Origin of the sequence: Pseudochryseolinea flava, assembly GCF_003286915.1 — a bacterium.
GTDB classification, from domain to species: Bacteria; Bacteroidota; Bacteroidia; order Cytophagales; family Cyclobacteriaceae; genus Ohtaekwangia; species Ohtaekwangia flava.
Window position 1 is genome coordinate 171,390 of the sequence record NZ_QMFY01000011.1, and the last position, 20,054, is coordinate 191,443.

The window sequence follows — 20,054 nt, forward strand, 5'->3', positions numbered from 1 at the left end:
TTTTAGAAGGTCAAGTTTGCGCCAATGGTAAACACACGTGGTCGTGGATAGCCAATACCACCATAAACGCCGTATCCGCTGGTGTTCAATGAGGCTTCAGGATCATAGCCAGAGAATTTCGAAAACGTCCATAAGTTTTCGCAGTTTGCATTTAGTCTGAGACTTTTCACACGAAGTTTTTCCGGCAGACTCACATTATAGCTCAACGATACATTTTGTATTCTCACATGAGAACCGTCTTCAATGAAGAAATCAGAAAAACGATTTAGGCGAATACCATTCAAGCGCGGAAAATCATTTGTAGGGTTATCGAGTGTCCACCGCTGATATTGACTGCTACCTTGATTGAGGCGTTGCATGTTTACAACGTCGTTACCAACAGTTCCTGTAAGGAAAACACCTAACTCAAATCCTTTGTAGCGAAGGTTAGAATTGAAACCAAAAAACATTTTCGGATTTGGATCGCCAATAAAAGTACGGTCGAACTCATCAACAACGCCATCGCCGTTTCTGTCAACATATTTAATTTCACCGGGCTGCGCTTCAGCGCCTGTCAAACCAGCGTCAAGTCCTTCTTCCACCGTTTGAATGATACCATCGGTTTGATATCCGAAAAACACAAACATCGGTTGACCAATGGCAAGATTGTTGGGTACCGCCCGGAAGTATTCTTGCGTGGCACCGAAAGTTCTTGGCCTTACAAACTCTTCGCCTTGATACATCACCACATCTTGATCTACTTTTCGAACTTCACTCTTGTTGTGTGAAATATTAAATCCTACAGTCCAACCGAATTCTTCGCCGTCGATAACATCAGCATTGATGGAGAGTTCCACACCTTTGTTCGACACATCGCCGTCATTCTGCCATTGCAAATGATATCCGGAAGAAATTGCAATTCGCGCTAAACGCAGGAGGTCATAAGTATACTTGTCGTAGTAGTCGGCGGTAACGCGAATTCTATTTTGCAAGAAGTTTACATCAATACCCGCATTCATTTGTCGGGTTGTTTCCCACTTGAGTCCGCTGTTGGCAATGCCTTCATACAATGAACGTCCCTGTTGATCGACACTAGAAACAAATCCAGGTCCATAACCTGTTGCCCATGCGCCATCCATCCAATACAATGTATTGCTGAAACGATCTAGCGTGCGATATGGTGAAAGTGCTGATTGATTTCCAGTCACGCCCCAACCAACACGCGCTTTGAGTGTAGACACTACGTTGCTCGCCCAAAAAGATTCATTGTGAACATTCCACGCAGCAGCCATCGTCGGGAAGTATCCATACTTGTTGTCGTCACCGAACTTAGATGAACCATCGGCACGAACAGTAGCGGTCAATAGGTAACGATCGTTGTACGAATAATTGGCGCGACCAAAGTAGGACATCAACAATGTTTTTGAATAACCGTTACTAATCACGCGTTCTGTAGCCGAACCGAGATTTTCATTTCTCAAAAAGTCATTTACAAAATTCCTTCCCGTTAAATTCGACGTTCGGTTATAGGCATTTTCGTATGAAGTACCTAACATGACACTCATGCGATGAACGCTGTTGATCGTTTTGTTATACGTAAGGTAATTATCGAATACCCATTTCAATCCTTTATAGTTATTGATGCTGCCTTGTCCATGGTATTGATTTCCGCCACCACCGAAACCGATTGGCTCGTAATAATCGCTGATCGCCTCACCATACGTTGTACGAAGATTTGTACGAAATGAAAGATCCTTTACGATTTCCCAATCGATGTATGCCGTCCCAAAAAGATCAAAAGTTTTCGATTGATCGTGTACAAGTTTTCGCACAGCAACTGGATTACCAAAATCATTGATTGCAAGTTTGAAAAACTGTCCATTGTCGTCATAAATTGGAAATATCGGATTGCGCGCGAGTCCACCGGCCATCCATCCAGCGGATGAAGGTTTGTCTTCGTCTATGAACGCCAGGTTAACGATAAACCCACCTTTGATATTTTTCCGAATACGCTGATCAATGCTAACATTCGTAGTATACTTTCTGTAGTCGTTTCCAATCACAAGACCTTCTTGATCAAAATAACCAAGTGAAAGTCCATATTGCGTTGCATCTGTTCCACCACGCGCTGCCACATTTATATTCTGCGTAACACCGCGCTGAAAGACTTGATCGGTCCAATTTACTTTCTTTCCCCAGGCACCCGAACTGATTTCACTCAACGACGGATAATAAACACCATTCTCTGGATTTACTTGACCAATGTAACGTTGAGGTTGTGAAACATTCGCAGCACCTTCATTACTTAATTGAGCAAAGAGATACGGATCCGTGATAATATCAAAAGCTTTCGGCAATGAAGCGACGCCGACTTGATAGTTTGCTTCGATCGAACTTTGATTTGCTTTTCCTTTTTTAGTCGTGACGATGATTACACCATTCGATCCACGAGATCCATAAATCGCCGCAGCGGATGCATCTTTTAATACATCGATAGTCTCGATATCAAGTGGGTTAATCTGTTTGAGATTTCCTGCGTCACCAACGGGAATGCCGTCGACAACAAGTAGCGGATTACTTGCACCGATATCAAAAGAATTTGATCCACGAATACGGATCGTGGCACCGGCGCCAGGTTGTCCTGAATTACTAATTACTTGTAAACCTGCAGCGCGACCTTTCAATAAATTATCAACTGATGCCGCAGGACTTTGACTAAGATTAGATGCTTTCACTTGCGCCACTGCCCCAGTCAGATCGCTTTTCTTCATTTCTCCATATCCGACGACGACAACTTCTTCAAGTGTACTGATATCTTCATCAAGAATGATATCAATTGTAGTCTGCGATCCGACGAGCAATTCTTGATTTTTGTAACCGATGAATGAGAAAGTAAGAATCGCGTCGGGATTTTCAACGACGATGTTGTACTTCCCTTCGCCGTCGGAAGTTGTGCCTGTGGTCGTTCCTTTAATCAGGATTGAAACCCCAGGCAGCGTATTTCCGGTGGCATCTTTTATAGTTCCGGAAACCGTCGTACTGCGTTGCGCAACGGCACTCCAAGGAATGCTTGCAAGCAAGACAAGAAAGACTAATAGGTAATTGTGTCTGTGCATAAATTTGGATTAGATGGTTAGTGGGATAAAATTAGATTTAGGCGTTCCCTGCCGTTTGAGAAATAGTCCGGATTGCTTGCTAACCCGTCCCAATTTCAACCGCAACCGCAACCGATTGATCTCTTTTCCATAAATTTGATTCACCCTCCTAGTCCAAGTATCCTTTTTAACTCGCGGAAGAAATGATGAGACGGCTGATAATTACCCTAAGCCTGATTGCGGCACAAATCACCGCAACGGCTCAATCCATCGACTATAATTTTTACAACATTGCCGCTGTCGCTGGATTACCAACAAATGAAATTCGTTATGTGTATCAAGACTCATACGGTTTCTTGTGGATGGGATCATATGAGGGACTCCTTCGCTGGGATGGGTATACATTCAAGAAATACACGCATCGTGACGACAATCAAAATAGTCTGTCACATAATATAGTGTACTGCATTTTCGAAGACAGCAACCGAAGACTTTGGATCGGTACAATAGAAGGGCTTGATTATTACGATCGCAAAACAGACCAATTTATTAAATGTGATCTACAACATGCAGAAGAAAAAATTCCCGTGAATGCAATCAAAGAAGATTCAAAACATCAGCTATGGTTAGGAACATCACTCGGCATTTGCAGTTATGATCGCGACAGCCAAAAAGCGAATTGGTATTTTAATGAGCAAGTCGCGGGTAAATCAAGCAGTGCTGATGTCGTATTTTGTTTGGCGATTGATCGGAATGACAATTTGTGGGCAGGTACTTTTAAAGGAGGTGTCAATCGCTTCAACATCAAAACAAAAAAATTCACGAACTACATTCATCGCGAGAACGATGCAAAGAGTATATGTAGTAACGATATCAGTAGCATTTTTGTAGATCGCACCAATCGCGTCTGGATTGGATCTCGACATGAAGGTGTTACGGTAATAAACACGGATGGCGTTGTCATCAAACAATTCGATCAGTTATCGGCTAACAATAAACAAACGCAAAATATTGTTTTTAGCATTTTTCAAGACAAGCACGATGTGATCTGGCTGGGGATCGATCGAGACGCTATTTATAAGATCAATCCGCAAACCCTCGCCGCTCAGAAAATTATTGAAAGCGCCTTAAATAATAGAGTATCCGAAATTCCACACTCCATATCGTCCATCACAGAAGATAGTTTCGGAAATGTTTGGTTTGCCTCTACCAATCAAGGACTCTATTATATGAATACAAACAAGAACGTCTTTGGAAACTACCTCGGAGAGTCACGTGAGAAGAAGCATTCGAATAGCAACGTCGTAACAAGTTTGTATCACGACAGTCAAGGATTAATTTGGATTGGCACCGAGGACGGTGGACTCATCCAATTCAATCATAAAACGAAAAAGTTTAATCTCAATCCTGCCGACAAGGAACTCACGAGTCAAGGCATTACAGAAATCAAAAAAGATAAATCGGGCAATCTTTGGTTAGCGACATGGAGCGGCGGTATTATCAAGTTTAATCCCTCAACAAAAGCCATAAAACATTTCATTCACAATCCAACAAATCATAATTCAATCATTCACAACGATGTCAAATCACTTCTGCCAGACGACACGCTTCTATGGATTGGTACTCACGGTAATGGATTGGCTGTTTATGATCTCAAACATGATCGCTTCATCCACTTTAAGAATAACAAAATTTTTCCATTCGAGATGGATGCACCCGGCTGGGTAAATCACCTTTACAAAGACAAACGCGGTAGACTTTGGGTAAGCAGTTATTCCGGTCTATTTATGTACGATGGCTTAAAGATGCATCGTTATCAACACGCTAACGATACGTCTACTGTCAGTAGCAATTCGGTGAACATGGTAGCGGAAGATCCTTTCGGCAGAATCTGGGTAATCAGTAGCCCGGGGGGCTTGGACGAATACATTGAGGGCGGAAAATTTAAGCGGCACCAGCATGAAGATACATGGCCAGAAAGCATGAAGGGAATCGCATGCGATAATAAAGGTGTGCTGTGGATCAGCTCGAACAATGGCGTATATGCGTTCAATCCCAAAGAGAACACACGAAAGAAGTACGATGCCGCTGACGGTTTACAACGCGATGCTTTCGTCGAGAAGAGTATTGTGATGGCTAATACGGGTGACCTTTTTATCGGCGGGCAACACGGCTTCAGCACTTTTCATCCCGACAGTATACGTGCCATTCACACAAAGCAGAATTTTTATTTTAGTGATGTATACATTTTTAATAAAGTACAGAAGCCTGGATCTGGAGAGGAATCGCCGATCGATCAAGTACTAAACTTTTCAAAACAGCTATCACTTACGCATGAACAATCATTTTTCTCAATCGAATTCTCTGCACTCGATCTCTATTCGCCTTCTAAAACACAGTACGCATACAAGTTAGAAAGTCTCCATAATGAATGGATACCTTTAAACAAGGAGCGAAAAGTTTCTTTCACCAATCTTGACCCGGGCTATTATCGTCTGAAAGTTCGTTACACCGGCTTAGATGGAAAGTGGATTACGGCGTCTCAAGATCTAAAGATAGAAATTCAGCCGCCATGGTGGAAAACGATTTGGGCACGTGTCACCGCGCTTTTATTGATCGGAGCGATCATTACCGTTATATTCTATTTACGGGTATCGTCGATAAAAGCTCGAAACAAAATTCTAAAACAGGAAGTATCAAAACGAACACAAGAGCTGAGTGAAGCAAACGCCTTCTTGATGGAACGTAATGATGAGATCAAACATCAGAACGAAAGGCTCGAACATTACAATGAAGAGATCTTGAGTAAGTCGGACAAAATTTTAGCGCAGCAACAACACATCACCGCACAAAACTACGAATTAGAACATACGGTAGATGAACTTAAAAAGCTTAATCACACGAAAGATTACTTCTTCTCGATTCTTGCACATGATCTCAAAAATCCCATCCTTGGCCTCACAGGAATTTCGGAATACTTGAAAAAGAATTTCGGAAAAATGGAAAAGCGAGATGCATACGAGCATCTCAACAGTATTCACAAAAGTTCAAACGCCGTGTATGACCTGTTGATAAACCTCCTAAACTGGGCAAGAACACAATCGAAAAATATTGAATACTCTCCTACTGATTTGAATGTATATGAGCTGATCCAAAAAAATGCTGCATTACTCGAGCAACAATTCAGCAATAAGAATATTGAACTCATTATCAGTGTAGACTTGAGTGCCTCTGTTTTTGCAGACTACAATATGATCGACGCTGTCGTGAGAAACCTCTTGGCGAATAGTGTTAAGTTTACCGAATACAATGGCAAAGTCACTGTATCAACTCAGCAAATGGGTGATACCGTTACGCTCTGCATCGCGGACAACGGCGTGGGTATGTCAAAGACCCAGCAAGAAAGATTATTTAGAATAGATAAGAACAATGTATCGAAGGGTACAGCAGGTGAGTACGGGACAGGACTTGGTCTTATTATTGCGAATGAATTCGTAAAATCGAACAACGGTTCTATCCGGATCGACAGCGAAGTTGGAAAGGGAACAACATTCTTTATTTCATTGCCACAATCGCACCAAGCTACAACGCCTTCGCCATTGGTAAAACATGGAAAGTCCAGCAGCGTCGAAACCAAGCCAGTGTTGGATTTCTGGGAGAAATTCCCGACAGAAAAGCTACTCAAAATTAAAGGCAAAAAAATACTTATAGTCGATGACAACAAAGAACTTCGAACCTACTTACGTTTTCTTCTCGCACCTACATTTGAAATATTCGAAGCCGAAGATGGAGAAGTAGGTTTAAAAGTTGCATTGGACATTCAACCAACGGCGATCATATCTGATCTCATCATGCCCGTAATGAATGGGCTTGATTTCTGTAAGCGCATTAAAACGTCAACCGCTACCAGCCATATACCGGTCGTTCTTCTCACCAGTCAATGGAATTCCGAAAGTCAGCTTTCTGGATATGAAGCTGGCGCTGACGTATATCTCACGAAACCCATTAAGAAGGAGCTCCTCATTCAAGTTATTCTGAACTTCATTCAGCAGCAGGAAAAAATGTGGACAAAGGTTCATGACAACATTCTGGATGTGGCTGCTACATACCAACACGAACCATCGATGAGCAAACTGGATGAAGCGTTCATCAACAAGCTGGTTGAATACATCGAAACGAACATCGCAGATCCGAATATCGATTCAAAGAGTATTGGCGACCATTTAGCCGTAAGCCGTACGGTGCTGTACTCCAAAATAAAAGCACTTACCGGCCAAGGTGTTCATGAGTTTATTAAATCAATACGACTGAAGAAAAGTCTAAAACTGTTACTAGATGGTACGTACACCATTAGCCAAGTAACGATCGAAGTTGGATTTAGTAGTCACTCTTATTTTAACAAATGCTTTATCAAGCAATATGGTATGCCACCAAAGGAATACATCGCCAAGAAGAAAGGAATTAGAAACGCAGGATAACGTTAAATATATCGGCGCTGACTTGGACCTACATCTCGAAAAACAAATGCGCCACGCTAAAACATTAGTTAGGTGGCGCAAATCGTATTAGCGGTCTAGCTTTGCTTTCTGCTCTTCACCGGTAATGATGAGCACAACTTCTTGATGTTTGTCTAACAATATTTCAGGAATTGTGATCCCGTCCTTGTCACCTTTCAAGCGCGACAATAATGTATTTTCTGTCGTCAATGGATCAAAACGCTTCACGGAAAAATTTCCCTGACCTTCCACCAGTAGCCCAGCCGTTGCGTTGATCGTTTCTCCGGTAGAATTCAAAAGGTATACAAAAAATGTATTTCCGCACTTTACAGCAAAAGTTTCAACATTGGTATTTTTAGTTTCGATGGATTCAAACTTACCGTTCCCCGCCGCCAACATGGCGTTGTTTATTTCGCTTACCCCCTTGAAATATGGCGTCATGTTTCTTTCGTCGAAGAACTCCCACCACCACGTCATTGGCAAAATGGGCGTGGGAGTCATCAAGCCATACCACAGGCCACGTTTATAATCATAGTCAAATCCTTCACCTCGCTCGTGTGTTACATTATCCCAATTCCAATCGTAGCCGAATTCACCAATCACATAGGGCTTTTCATGTCGCTTTGTATACGCTAGAATTGTAGGCGCTAACAAATGCGTTTTATTGTAAATGTGCTTTTGGTTTAGATCGATGTTTTTTAAATCATTCATGCCATCGATATCGCGGTGAGAGATACTCGTTGTTACGATATGTTGGTAGGGGTCGATCGATTTGAGGTACGTGCTCATTTCATCGTGCCACTGGGTGATGGCTTGCAACGGTATGCGTATGCTATCTTGCGGCGTTGCAGTGAAAGCGGCGTTGTCGACCTCATTAAAAAATTCCCACGCTGCAATATTTTTACTATACCCCCAACGCGCTACAATGTAACGGAGTTTATTTTTATACATGGCCTTACATTCTGCATGCGTGAAAAATTCAGTGGGATTTTTCGCGGGCCCGCCATTGACAATATTGTACGGATGGTCTTTCCACTCTCCATCGGCAATCAGCGCGCCATGCCAATCAAAAGCAAGCATCATATAAAGATCTAAAGAGTCGCATAAAGCAACGAGCTCATCCATTCGCTTAACGCCGCCTTGATGGAAGTATTCATTTGAATGCTGATAGCGATTTGTATTTACCACTTTCTTCCAAATGAGCGGCATATTCCAAACACACATCCACGTACGAAAGAAATTTGCGCCGTTGCTTGATAGCGTCGGAAGTAAATAGTCGTATGTCCATTTTTTATCTTCAAAAGTGCGAGATTCCCAACCAACATTTTCCCCGATACCACGGAAAGGTTTTCCGGAATCAAATTTTAATGTCCAATAGTCCCCGATATGCAAGAAGCCGTTTCCCTTCGAAGCTACTGCCGTGAATTTTAGAATTTTACTTTTCGAATCTTTTTTGACGCCACTACGAACGACGAAATGACATTGATAATTTCCGCTTTCTTGAGGAGAAAAATTTGCTTTAAACAATGATTGTCCGTTACGTTCGGAATCGAAGTACGTTGGTAGCACAAGTGTTTTGCCGCTCGGCGTGGAAATTTCCATATCAATGACAATTTCTCGTAAGTCAAAAGGATTTTTAAAAAGTCCGTCTACAATCACCTCAAACTCCCCCTTCTCATACTGTGTAATATTTTTTGATTTCTGTGATACCTTACTAATCCCTTGGCCAAACGCCGCAGACGTCATCACCAGAAGAAATGCAGAGACAATAATGTTTTTCATGATTTGTTAATTTTTTAACCCAACTGCAGATGCTTTGTTGTGCTCCGAAATTAGGCCGTTTCGCTCCGTACCCGTAACACTATAGTCCCGAATAGTAGTCGTAGCGTCCTTCCGCCAACCGGTATTGCCATGGCTTTGTGCTTTTTTGCGATTACCTTTAGCTAAAATCACCAATGACATGGTACTGCTTCCGATAAAAGAGAATTTGGAAGACAACATTGATTTTATTGATCATCCAGATTGTCAGGATACGTTGGAGATGTCGGTCAAATTTTTCAAGAATATTGGCTACCATTTTCCTTGGGTAGGATACTATGCGCAAAAGGATCGGGTTCTAATCGGTACGGGCGCATTCAAGGGACGTCCCCTCTTTGGAAAAATCGAAATTGCTTATGGCATTTTTCCGCAATATCGAAGAATGGGTTACGGCACTGAAATCTGTGGCCGTCTACTCGAGATCGCAACACGAACAGATCCTTCAGTTCTGATCACTGCACGGACACTGCCGGCGGAGAACTTTTCAACAAAGATTTTACGTAAAAACAATTTTCATTTTTCAGGAACAGTTATTGATCCTGATGATGGCGAAGTATGGGAGTGGGAGTATCGGAAGTAATTTACTGCACATCATAAAATTATTTTCAATAGCATTTAAGAATTAAAAATGAACAACCTGTATATCGTAATCTTTTCCTTTCTTCTTTTAACTACGCCGCTTTTCGCGCAACAACCACCTACCTACAAACAGTGTAAAGCAAGTCACGATAGTATTGACGGCATGAAGGTGATGATGGTCACAGAAGAAATGGCTAAATACAGAAGTGGAGAACGTGAGATGGTTCGTATGGTTGCCGATAGTATCAAATACCCTAAGGGCCAAAAGCCACCACTTGAAAAAATATTGGTGGAGTGGGTTGTTGACACGTTGGGACAAGTTCGTAATCCATGCATCTTGAAACGCAACGGTGAGGCTAAGCTCAATCACTACGAACTAGAAATATTACGTGTGGTCGCGCTGTTAAAGGATTGGACACCGGGTAAACACAAAGGAAAAAAAGTTCCTACTTTGATCTCCATGCCGATCATCATCGACGCGCGAGAATGATATTTAGATCGATCCTAAAAAAAAGAGACTGCACCTCGTGCAGCCCCTTCCTACTCAAACTACCAAATTAATGATCAACGCTTTGTTTTAAAAACCGCCTGACCACCTTGCGGTGACCAGACGGAGTCTTGGGTTTATGGTTATTGGTTATTTTTTCACAAAGCGTTGAACAAAACGTTGGTTGTTTTTCGTAATGACTAACATATAAATTCCAGCATTGTAAGACGAAACGTTCACAATATCTGATGTTGCTATTTCCTCACGCATCTTACTTCCATTCGCATTGATGATGCTAAATTGATTTCCCGAAAGCCCCGACACATACAGTTCGTGCGACACAGGATTGGGATACATGTCAAAGGTTTCTGATTCAACGGTTGTTGCTACTCTCGCCGAACATGTCGATCCTACCGTGTAGCCATGTGGCGTCGCAGCCGAGTTACTTTCCATACCACCGGCACTTCTGCGGTAGGTGAAATAGAATTGAATATTCGATCCACTTGGAATGGATACCGATGTTGTAAAGTTTCCAGCTGATGCAGTCATCATATATCCCGCATAACCACCGGTTCCAATTCGGTAATAGAAAATAGCGAGGTCACATCCGTTGATCGGGCTCTTCGGTATAAATTTCACGTTTACATTTCCGCTCGTTGAAATCTCGTAGCTGTAGTCGGCGACAGATTGACCGCTTTGCGTCGGTCCATTACCAGTACAAACGCTTACACCGTTCACCGTTACACTCACGGCCGTCGATGTTCTTGTAGCGCCAAGGTTGTCAGTTGATCGCGCTGTGAGCGAATATGTTCCTGCAGCAACGTTAGTCCATGTGTAGCTATAAGGACTCGAAGTATCTTCACCGAGTTTAGTTGATCCGTTGTAGAATTCAACTTTAGAAACAGTACCATCTGAATCAGTCGCCGTAGCGTTGATCGTTATGCTCGCCGGAGCAGAAAACGTTGCGCCATTGGTCGGCGATGTGATAGCCGCAGTTGGCAACACATTGCTTGAAGTGACCGTGACACTCACACTTGACGACGTTGTAGTCGCGCTGGCATTATCTACAGCACGTGCAGTTAACGAATAAGAGCCTGCGGCTACGCTTGTCCACGTATAGCTGTAAGGACTCGATGTATCTTCGCCAAGTTTCGTTGTTCCATTATAGAACTCTACTTTGGACACAGTGCCATCTGAATCGGCTGCTGTTGCATTGATGGTGATACTCGCGGGTGCAGTGAAAGAAGCCCCGTTTGTGGGTGATGTGAGGTTTACTGTCGGAGAAATATTGCCACCACTACATTGCCCAACGGTGAAGCTATGCGGCGTAGCACTTGAATTTCTTTCCGCCATGGTTGCACCGACACGATACGTAAAGTACATCGCGATGGCTGACCCTGATGGAGCCGTAAAGGACTTCGTATAATTTGATCCAGATGGATCCATGTTCACACCGATGTACCCACCTGTTCCTATTTTATAATAAAGAATAACCATTGTTGTTCCCGAGATTGGAGATCCTGGCACAAACGTGATTGTTGGATTAGCGCTGTTAGACGCCTGCCAAGTATAATCAGGTGTACTTGTGCTTGGCGCATTCGGACCATTGCCTGAACAACCCGTACCGCCACCATTCACGGTAACATTGACAACGGATGATGTGCTGTTTGCATTACCATTATCAATTGCTCTCGCTGCGAGTGAGTATGTACCAGCTGCAACACCTGTCCATGCAAAACTGTAGGGACTAGTGGTATCTTCACCCAGCTTGGTTGCACCGTTATAGAACTCAACTTTTGATATCGTTCCGTCTGTATCAGATGCATTCGCATTGATTGTAATGCTTGCTGGTGCGTTAAATGTGGCGCCGTTTGATGGCGATGAAATGCTCACAGATGGAACAGCGTTGTTACTTACCGTTACGTTTACGGTCGATGATGTTGCTGTTAAGCTGCCATTGTCCGTTGCTCTTGCTGAAAGTGCATACGTTCCTGATGAAACGTTTGTCCACGCAAAGCTGTATGGACTTGAAGTGTCTTCACCAAGTTTAGTAGACCCATTAAAGAACTCAACTTTCGATACAGAGCCATCGGAGTCAGATGCTGTGGCATTGATCGTAATGTTTCCGGGCGCCGTGAATGATGTGTTGTTTGCAGGCGACGTAATGCTCACCGTTGGTGGTGTACCTCCTGCAAAAGCAAATGTCATTCTGCCGAGATTGAATCCACCATTGCCAACTTTTACTCTGATCACTTGCTGACCTGCTGCAAGCGACACATTATTGACAACTTTATTTACATACGTCGACCAATTTGTGTCGTTAAAAGCAACTGTTATATCAGGAGTGATTTTAGTACCCGCCGCATTCTCAAACCAGAATGGTCCACCACCTGCCGTGTTACCTGAAGTATAACGAAGCGTGACGTTATAATTTCCAGCTGTTGCAACATTGACAGTGTACTCTAACCATTCGCCGGCATCAATCCAACCAACGGTAACACCTTCACTCGTTGTTGTACCTGCATCAACCGCTTCACTCGTTCTGTAATTTCCTTCATTCCATGATGTAGCGTCGGAGTATGAAACACCTTGCCCGCTGCCACCTTCGAAGGCGTCGTAGTTACCTGCTTCGATTGTGCCAGGGATTGCCGTTGCTGTTCCACCATACGGAACTTGTGAGCCTGCCTGAACTGCTACCACATTCGAAACGTTGTGGTTCGTTCCCACATAAGCACGCGCATGGAAATTTGGAAGACCTGCAGCCAATGGCTGTGTTGTTAAAGTATAGGGTGAACTTGTATCCGTTCCGATGAGCGTACCATCACGATAGAATTCAACTTTTGTAATACCAGATCCTGTTGTGGATGCCGTCAAATTAATGGTACCATTGGTAGGCACTTGCGTTGTATTACTACTGAGCGATACAGTAACTGCAATATCTCGATTGGTTACCATTGTCTTGGAAGGTACGGACATAGAATATCCGTCAGAGAAGTTTACGGTAATCGTTGACGCACCGTAGTTGTACGCAACATATGTTTTTACACCTGCTTTGTTAAAGACAGCTGCTATCGGATAGTTTGCAGTAACCTCTTCCGCTACTTGCCCCATGGCATTCATGGTGTGAAGCCAATGATACGTTTGTCCATCGGAGATACCAAACTTGATACTCCTGTTAGGGTATGCGTTGTAAAGATTGATGGCTTGTTGTGGATCAAGGAAGGACAAGAAGCTCCAATAAGTATCGTACCACAAATTGTCGTTTGGTGTATTGTTAAGCACTTGTGTTTTTGCTTTCATGCCATCCCAAACTTTTTGTACGTAAGCCGTATTCTGTCCCATGTAAAGCGCGCCACCATGAATAGGATAAAGCTGAATACCATAGGAAGCAGCGATGTCGGAAGTCCACCAAGTGCCGTTGTCGTAGCCGGCGCCCCAAATACGCGCTACCATCTCATGTGCATAAGCAGGCTGAAATGTTCTATCATTTTGATCGAACCAATATTCTTCCACAGCAGATTGCTCTGTTGTATAGAGATAAATTCCTAAATCACGAATAGCATTATTTCCCGTTACCGTTCCCCAGTGAATTAGTGACGAGTTGAATTGCATCGACTCGGATGTAGATTCTTGATCATTTCCAAAAGGTTCTGTTGCAAAACCATTTGCCCAGCAGTGTCCGGCATAGGGACTGAAGTTCCTTAAAAAAGGAAACATTGAATCGGTGCGTGATGGATTCGATGCATCGCGAATGAGAAGGTCGACCATGCCACCCCACTGTGAAGCCCATCCCGGTTGATACTGTTCAATGGCTGCAGCAGCATGAATAAAATATCCCCAATGAAAATGGTGATCGTTTAAATTTTCATCTTGACGGTGACCTGCAGGATAACCAATCAAAGACTTCCAAGTATTGTTGTAATAGAATAGGAAAGCAACCTCGCCACCTTCGGCTTTGAACCAATCTTCAAGACGCGCTTTTACTGTATTGATAAGTTTATCGCGCGCTTCAATGTGACCGATTTGATGCGCGAGATGTGCAGCTTGAATCAAACGGTTCATACCTTGTCCTTCATTATAAGAGTCGGTCCATTCAGCTAAACCATCATTCTTCATGATGTCAATTTTTTTGTAAAGTGCGCCTGGATCAAAACCACCGCTATACTTTGCCAAGTTTGGCAACGTCGGCAAAATTCCACTGAATTTGTTTTCAACAATAAATGAATTTGATGCAAGCATCTTCAATTGACCACGTACAGTATTGTAAGTATATCCTGCAGGTGTAGGTGAGCCCGCGGCGAGACGCGACCATTGATGAGGGAGTAGTCCTTGTAACACTACATTGGCAGATCCTTCCTTTACATCCGGCGTTACAGTAAATGTTGTACGAAGCGCACCAGTCGACGCTGTATAATTCCAAGCAACTGCTGTGTTGGATGGAAACACATATGCATATGCTGCGAGATTATTGATCGCCGTATTAACATCAACACCCGTCGGCAACATGGCCATCGACCAATAGTTCTTGCCATTTAAGTTCGATGTATACACACCGTTGCTACCGCTCCAAACGGTTCCCGCCGGACCGAAAACAACAAAGTTTGCTCCGTTATAGGTATTGGTGATGATGATTTTGTTTCCACTGATAGACGCGCCAGATGGATTGTGGTTAACGACAACTTTTGCAAGATCACTGCTGCCCTTCGTGAAATACGTAAACGGCATACCGATACCCATTAATGCGTTGAAGTTTTTTCCTCCTGCATTCCAGTTCATCGTAACGGTCCAGTCGGTGTGATCAGCTGCCGTTGATTGTGTTGCGTTCAATCCATCGACTCCAACAACAATAGCATTCACATCACCCATCGGTTGACGGTATTCTGATGGACCGGCTCCCGGAGGCACGGTGAGGTTAACAACAATTCCGGATGGAACTGATTTATAAGATAGCGGATAGTTAAACGCTTGTCCGCCGTGACTATTTTTTACAAAGTTTGACCACCAGTCGTTGGTAGGGACTGGTTTGGATGCGGCAGCACCGGAAAGGCCGGGCGAGCCTGTCGGATAAGTATTTCTCCCCGCTGCATCCGTGCCGGGAAACGTAGAAGTGTAGCTTCCACTACCAACAGAAGTGACCTGAGCCACTACGTCGAACATCAAAGAAAGACTCAACAACACAAAAACAACTGCACTAATAATCAACTGCGGGTTAAGCAACTCCACAGAAAGCGGCGAAACGAAGTAATTTCGTCCTTTCCGGGCTGAAATGAGTGATAATAATTCGGTTTTCATGGTTTGGCTGGGTTATTTCAAACGGTTGTGCACGCGTTTGCAACTCGAAAGTCGATTCTTTTCCCCATCTCATTGCAAGAATTGATTACATCAAAAATGCTTTTCACTATACATCTTGACTACATCACAGAACGAATTATTGAAAATTTGTGCATTTAAAGCGAAAATAGGAGCGCAACTCAGCCGCGTTTTTTAGAATGACAACAATCAGTTAAGATCCAACAAAATGGCGTGACACTATATTTATATATTCACATACGTCATAACGTAACTTTATGAACCTTTGGCATCCGACCATCGACAAGACAACAAAAGACTTCGTTTCAACTTTTGGGGACCTAAACGAACGCCAACTGAATTGGAAACCTGCGCCTCAAACCTGGAGCATCGCCCAAAATATTGATCATCTGATTGTAATCAACAACAGCTACTTCGACTGGATCGCTGACATCCGAAACGGGAAGCATCAAGTGCATTGGCTCAGCAAGTTCAATTTCATGGTAAACTTTTTCGGCAAGTCTATCCTAAAATCAGTTCAACCCGATCGAAAAAATAGGATGAAGACATTTCCGCGGTGGGAACCGTCCGCGTCCACCATTCCTGGAGATATCCTTGAAAAATTCCAACACCATCAAGATGATTTGAAAACATTGATTGCAAATTCTCAAGACCTTCTTGAAAAGGGAACGGTCATTTCTTCGCCAGCAAGTCAGGTTATTGTCTACAAATTGGAAACGGCATTTGATATCATCGTCGCGCATGAGCAACGACACCTTGAGCAAGCGAAAGAAGTTTTATCGCACATGCAATAGTAAGTTTAGCGGGCTAAGTCTTGAGTGGCTACGTAATAATTCCGCGTAAGTAGTCTCCCAAAAAATATGCAGCAGCTGCAGCCGCGGCGCCGAGTAACAATGTTTCAGCAATACTTCTAATTAGCCCGGCCTGCGTAACGTATGTTTTTATGTATCCTATTAATACGAAAGCCAGCGCTGTAACAACAGATGATAATATGAATGGATCGAGTGAAGTATTTCCCGAGTAAGAGAGTATGTAAACAATCAAAGGAATAGCACCCGCGATGACAAAAGATACAAGCGTAGAAAGGCCCGCTTTAAATGGAGATTTACTTTCTAACGTAAGGCCCAGTTCATCTTTCATCATAGTATCAAGCCAAACCTTTTTATTCGATGTAATTCGGTTCACAACCATTTCTAACTCTTTTCCGTCGAAACCCTTCTCACGGAAAATATCTTCAATCTCTTTACGCTCGGCGTCCGGAAGGTTTTCTATCTCCCACGCTTCAATCTTCAAATGCTTCTTATAATTATCTTGTTCGGATTTTTTTGAGAGGTAGCTTCCAATTGACATCGACAATCCATCGGCAATCAAATTGGCTAAGCCCAAAATAAGCACGACAGAAATACTCAGTTCGGCACCCGCTGATCCAGCAACAACGGCAAACGTTGTGACGATTCCGTCTATTGATCCATACACCAACTCTGGAAGGTAGCGCTCAAAACGTTTCATCCATGTTGAACTCCCGTGAAGTTGATCTTCTATAGCTTGATGTTCCATTGAAGTTAAAATGGAAAGTTAACAGATAAAGTTCACGCATCTAGCTTTGCATTGACTTAACGATAAACGATATTTCGAAAAACACACGTACATGAATATTCTCATCACCGGCGCTACCGGAAACTTGGGACACGCCGTAGTAGATAGATTCCAGACCGACAATCTTATTGCCATAACCAGCGTCGGCAAATCATCATCGCTGCCCAAAGGCGTTAAGGGCTATGAAGCAGACCTTACGCAAGAAGCCGCTGTCGATGAAGCGATTTCGCAAATATTAAAGGCACACATCACGATCGACGCAGCCGTGTTATTGGTGGGCGGATTTACCTTCGGTGGAATCGATCAGGCAAATGGTGAAGAAGTAAAGAAGATGTTCGACATGAACTTTCACACAGCTTACTTCGTAGCGAGACCGATATTCCAATACATGGCGAAACAAAAAAACGGTAGAATTGTGCTCGTTGGCGCACGCCCCGCACTTGATGCCCACGCTGGTAAAAATACTGTAGCCTATGCGCTTTCTAAATCTCTAATTTTTACGCTAGCAGAACTATTGAATGCCGAAGGTGCGGATAAAAATGTTGTGACTTCCGTAGTCGTACCGAGTATCATAGACACGCCTGTGAACCGTGATGCAATGCCAAAAGCAGATTTTTCAAAATGGGTGAAGCCAGAAGAAATTGCAGACACGATCGCAACACTCATCTCAGAAAAATCAAAATCGTTGCGAGAGCCTATCGTAAAAATTTACGGATCGGTGTAGAGAACTAGACAAGTAGCTGATGTTCTTTAACAACACGTAGCAACTCGGCCACACCCCAGGCTTGGGCAACACATCCTTTCGGTGCATGTGGGGCATCGCCATCGAAAATTTCTGAAATAGAACCAACACAAGATTCGTCGATGTGTTTAGTCATTTTCTTTAATAACGCAGTGGCTTCCGTCTTGCCTTCCTTACCTTTTGTTTCAATCAATGCATCGATGTAACACCCAATCAAAAAACTCCAGACTGTTCCTTGATGATACGCACCATCGCGCTGCAATACGTTACCTTGATAGATTCCTTTGTATGCAGGGTTAGCAGGCGACAAACTTCGCAGGCCCCGAGGTGTGACGAGATGCTTTGCAACACACGCTAAAACTTTCTCCGCTTGCTCTAAAGATAACAATGAAAAAGGAAGACTAATCGCATACAACTGATTCGGCCGGATGTCACTACTACGATCATCGCCATCAATCACATCGAACAAATATTCACCGTCTGTGTTCCAAAACTTGGCGTTAAAATTTTTCGCGACACGTTGTGCTTGATCACGATACAACACCGAACCAACTTTGTCGCCAGCTCTTATCAAGAGATGTTCGAGAATGCAGAGTGCATTATACCAAAGTGCATTTATTTCCACGGGTTTTCCGCGACGCGGTGTCACTACCCAATCTCCAACTTTTGCGTCCATCCAAGTGAGTTGTGCTCCTTGTGCACCACCAGCGAGTAAATCATCCGCCGGATCGACGCCAATGTTATATGCTGTACCCTTGATATGCCACGAAAGGATATCCTTCAAAATGGGGATCAAGCTCTTCACAAATGCTAGGTCATCAGTATACCTGTAATATTTGTAGATCGCATAGAAATACCAGAGCGTCGCATCGATGGTATTATACTCTGGCGACTCGCCATCATCGGGGAATCGATTGGGCAGCATGCCATCTTTAATACTTTCGGCAAAAACCTTGAGTATTTTTTTCGCATCTTGAAATCGTCCGGTTGCCAAACATAATCCAGGCAGTGAGATCATCGTGTCTCGTCCCCAATCAGAAAACCAGTGATATCCAGCAATAATGGTATTAAGGTTGCCTCGCTTTACGATAAATTGATCAGCAGCAAGGACAAGCTTTCTGATCGTTCCTTTTTCATTCTCTACCAGTAATTCGCGTCGCTTGCGTTCATCATCAAAGAGCTTTACGGCGTTTTTTCTTTTGGGATCTTGAGTCGAGAGAATAACGCCCACTACATCACCCTGCATCAGCTCTATCGAAAACTTTCCATGCGAGAATAGATCTTCTTTAAAATCTAAGCCACGCTGCCGCTCTACTTCATATTCGATATTATGGAACCATGATTTTGCTTCCGTGAATGTGGCACCGGGAACGCTAATAAAAAATTCAGGACACCCTTGATAATTGAGTGTCCGGAAAATTCCTTTGTCAAATAAGTATTGACTCCCAATAGAATCGTTGGCAAAGGTTAAATGATGTATATCGCGACAAGAGTATTTCGGAAGCAATTCAAGCGTAAATGAACTTGGTGCGGCAATTACCGCGTATAGTACCACCGTTGTATTTTCGCCGTGAATAGCAGCAATCGTTTTCTGAATAATCACACCATCGGCTTCATATCTAAAAACCGGAAAGAGATCACGTTCGAATGATACCAGATGATTGGTCCCTCGCGGATGGATTACACCTGGATATTGATTTGCAGAAAGTTGAAATTCACGCTCTCCGAAAACGATTGTTTCTTCAAGTTTCGAAACCACGACCATACGATTGACAGGTGGATTAAGCGAAGCCACCAACATGCCATGATATTTTCGCGAGTGTGCACCGGCAACGGTACTGCTCGCATAGCCGCCGACGCCATTCGTCTCCAGCCACTCGAGCGACAAACTCTTCTCAAAATTTTGCAGATCCTTCATGTCATCTCTCTATTACAACGTCTCGAATCCAAAT

The 20,054-nt window shown here is 43.3% G+C and carries 10 protein-coding genes; 5 read left to right on the top strand and 5 right to left on the bottom strand.

Translation table 11 applies throughout. The features are described from left to right. Positions 1-2: 2 nt before the first annotated feature. Complete coding sequence (locus tag DQQ10_RS19765) at positions 3-3,095, bottom strand: SusC/RagA family TonB-linked outer membrane protein (RefSeq protein WP_112748646.1); 3,093 nt, start codon at positions 3,093-3,095, stop codon at positions 3-5. Between the two features lie 182 nt (positions 3,096-3,277). Here DQQ10_RS19765 and DQQ10_RS19770 point away from each other — a divergent pair, with 182 nt between their 5' ends. After that, a complete protein-coding gene (locus DQQ10_RS19770) occupies positions 3,278-7,552 on the top strand; it encodes a hybrid sensor histidine kinase/response regulator transcription factor (RefSeq protein WP_112748647.1) in 4,275 nt (1,424 codons plus the stop codon). Between the two features lie 87 nt (positions 7,553-7,639). Here DQQ10_RS19770 and DQQ10_RS19775 read toward each other — a convergent pair whose 3' ends face one another. After that, positions 7,640-9,352, bottom strand: coding sequence for a glycoside hydrolase 5 family protein (locus DQQ10_RS19775; RefSeq protein WP_112748648.1), 1,713 nt, complete (start codon positions 9,350-9,352; stop codon positions 7,640-7,642). Between the two features lie 178 nt (positions 9,353-9,530). Here DQQ10_RS19775 and DQQ10_RS19780 point away from each other — a divergent pair, with 178 nt between their 5' ends. Both DQQ10_RS19780 and DQQ10_RS19785 read left to right on the top strand, forming a co-directional pair. Next, positions 9,531-9,968, top strand: coding sequence for a GNAT family N-acetyltransferase (locus tag DQQ10_RS19780; RefSeq protein WP_112748649.1), 438 nt, complete (start codon positions 9,531-9,533; stop codon positions 9,966-9,968). A 48-nt stretch (positions 9,969-10,016) separates the two neighbouring features. After that, entirely contained in the window at positions 10,017-10,457 is a 441-nt protein-coding gene (locus DQQ10_RS19785; protein WP_112748650.1) for a hypothetical protein, read from the top strand. A 147-nt stretch (positions 10,458-10,604) separates the two neighbouring features. Here DQQ10_RS19785 and DQQ10_RS19790 read toward each other — a convergent pair whose 3' ends face one another. Next, complete coding sequence (locus DQQ10_RS19790; protein ID WP_112748651.1) at positions 10,605-15,746, bottom strand: Ig-like domain-containing protein; 5,142 nt, start codon at positions 15,744-15,746, stop codon at positions 10,605-10,607. A gap of 275 nt (positions 15,747-16,021) precedes the next feature. On the opposite strand from DQQ10_RS19790, the gene DQQ10_RS19795 reads away from it, so the two are divergent. Next, on the top strand, positions 16,022-16,558 hold the full coding sequence (locus tag DQQ10_RS19795; protein WP_112748652.1) for a DinB family protein: 537 nt from the start codon (positions 16,022-16,024) through the stop codon (positions 16,556-16,558). Between the two features lie 28 nt (positions 16,559-16,586). On the opposite strand, the gene DQQ10_RS19800 is transcribed toward DQQ10_RS19795, so the two are convergent. Continuing rightward, entirely contained in the window at positions 16,587-17,321 is a 735-nt protein-coding gene (locus DQQ10_RS19800) for a VIT1/CCC1 transporter family protein (RefSeq protein ID WP_112748653.1), read from the bottom strand. A gap of 91 nt (positions 17,322-17,412) precedes the next feature. On the opposite strand from DQQ10_RS19800, the gene DQQ10_RS19805 reads away from it, so the two are divergent. Continuing rightward, positions 17,413-18,084 carry an SDR family NAD(P)-dependent oxidoreductase gene (locus tag DQQ10_RS19805; RefSeq protein ID WP_112748654.1) on the top strand — a complete coding sequence of 224 codons (672 nt, stop codon included), beginning with the start codon at positions 17,413-17,415 and terminating at the stop codon, positions 18,082-18,084. Positions 18,085-18,088: 4 nt separating this feature from the next. On the opposite strand, the gene DQQ10_RS19810 is transcribed toward DQQ10_RS19805, so the two are convergent. Next, complete coding sequence (locus DQQ10_RS19810; RefSeq protein ID WP_112748655.1) at positions 18,089-20,020, bottom strand: amylo-alpha-1,6-glucosidase; 1,932 nt, start codon at positions 20,018-20,020, stop codon at positions 18,089-18,091. Positions 20,021-20,054: the final 34 nt, after the last annotated feature.

Bases quoted from the DNA above. Each gene is read 5' to 3' on its own strand.
- DQQ10_RS19765 (WP_112748646.1), bottom strand. From the start codon at position 3,095: ATGCACAGACACAATTACCTATTAGTCTTTCTTGTCTTGCTTGCAAGC.
- DQQ10_RS19770 (WP_112748647.1), top strand. From the start codon at position 3,278: ATGATGAGACGGCTGATAATTACCCTAAGCCTGATTGCGGCACAAATC.
- DQQ10_RS19775 (WP_112748648.1), bottom strand. From the start codon at position 9,352: ATGAAAAACATTATTGTCTCTGCATTTCTTCTGGTGATGACGTCTGCG.
- DQQ10_RS19780 (WP_112748649.1), top strand. From the start codon at position 9,531: ATGGTACTGCTTCCGATAAAAGAGAATTTGGAAGACAACATTGATTTT.
- DQQ10_RS19785 (WP_112748650.1), top strand. From the start codon at position 10,017: ATGAACAACCTGTATATCGTAATCTTTTCCTTTCTTCTTTTAACTACG.
- DQQ10_RS19790 (WP_112748651.1), bottom strand. From the start codon at position 15,746: ATGAAAACCGAATTATTATCACTCATTTCAGCCCGGAAAGGACGAAAT.
- DQQ10_RS19795 (WP_112748652.1), top strand. From the start codon at position 16,022: ATGAACCTTTGGCATCCGACCATCGACAAGACAACAAAAGACTTCGTT.
- DQQ10_RS19800 (WP_112748653.1), bottom strand. From the start codon at position 17,321: ATGGAACATCAAGCTATAGAAGATCAACTTCACGGGAGTTCAACATGG.
- DQQ10_RS19805 (WP_112748654.1), top strand. From the start codon at position 17,413: ATGAATATTCTCATCACCGGCGCTACCGGAAACTTGGGACACGCCGTA.
- DQQ10_RS19810 (WP_112748655.1), bottom strand. From the start codon at position 20,020: ATGAAGGATCTGCAAAATTTTGAGAAGAGTTTGTCGCTCGAGTGGCTG.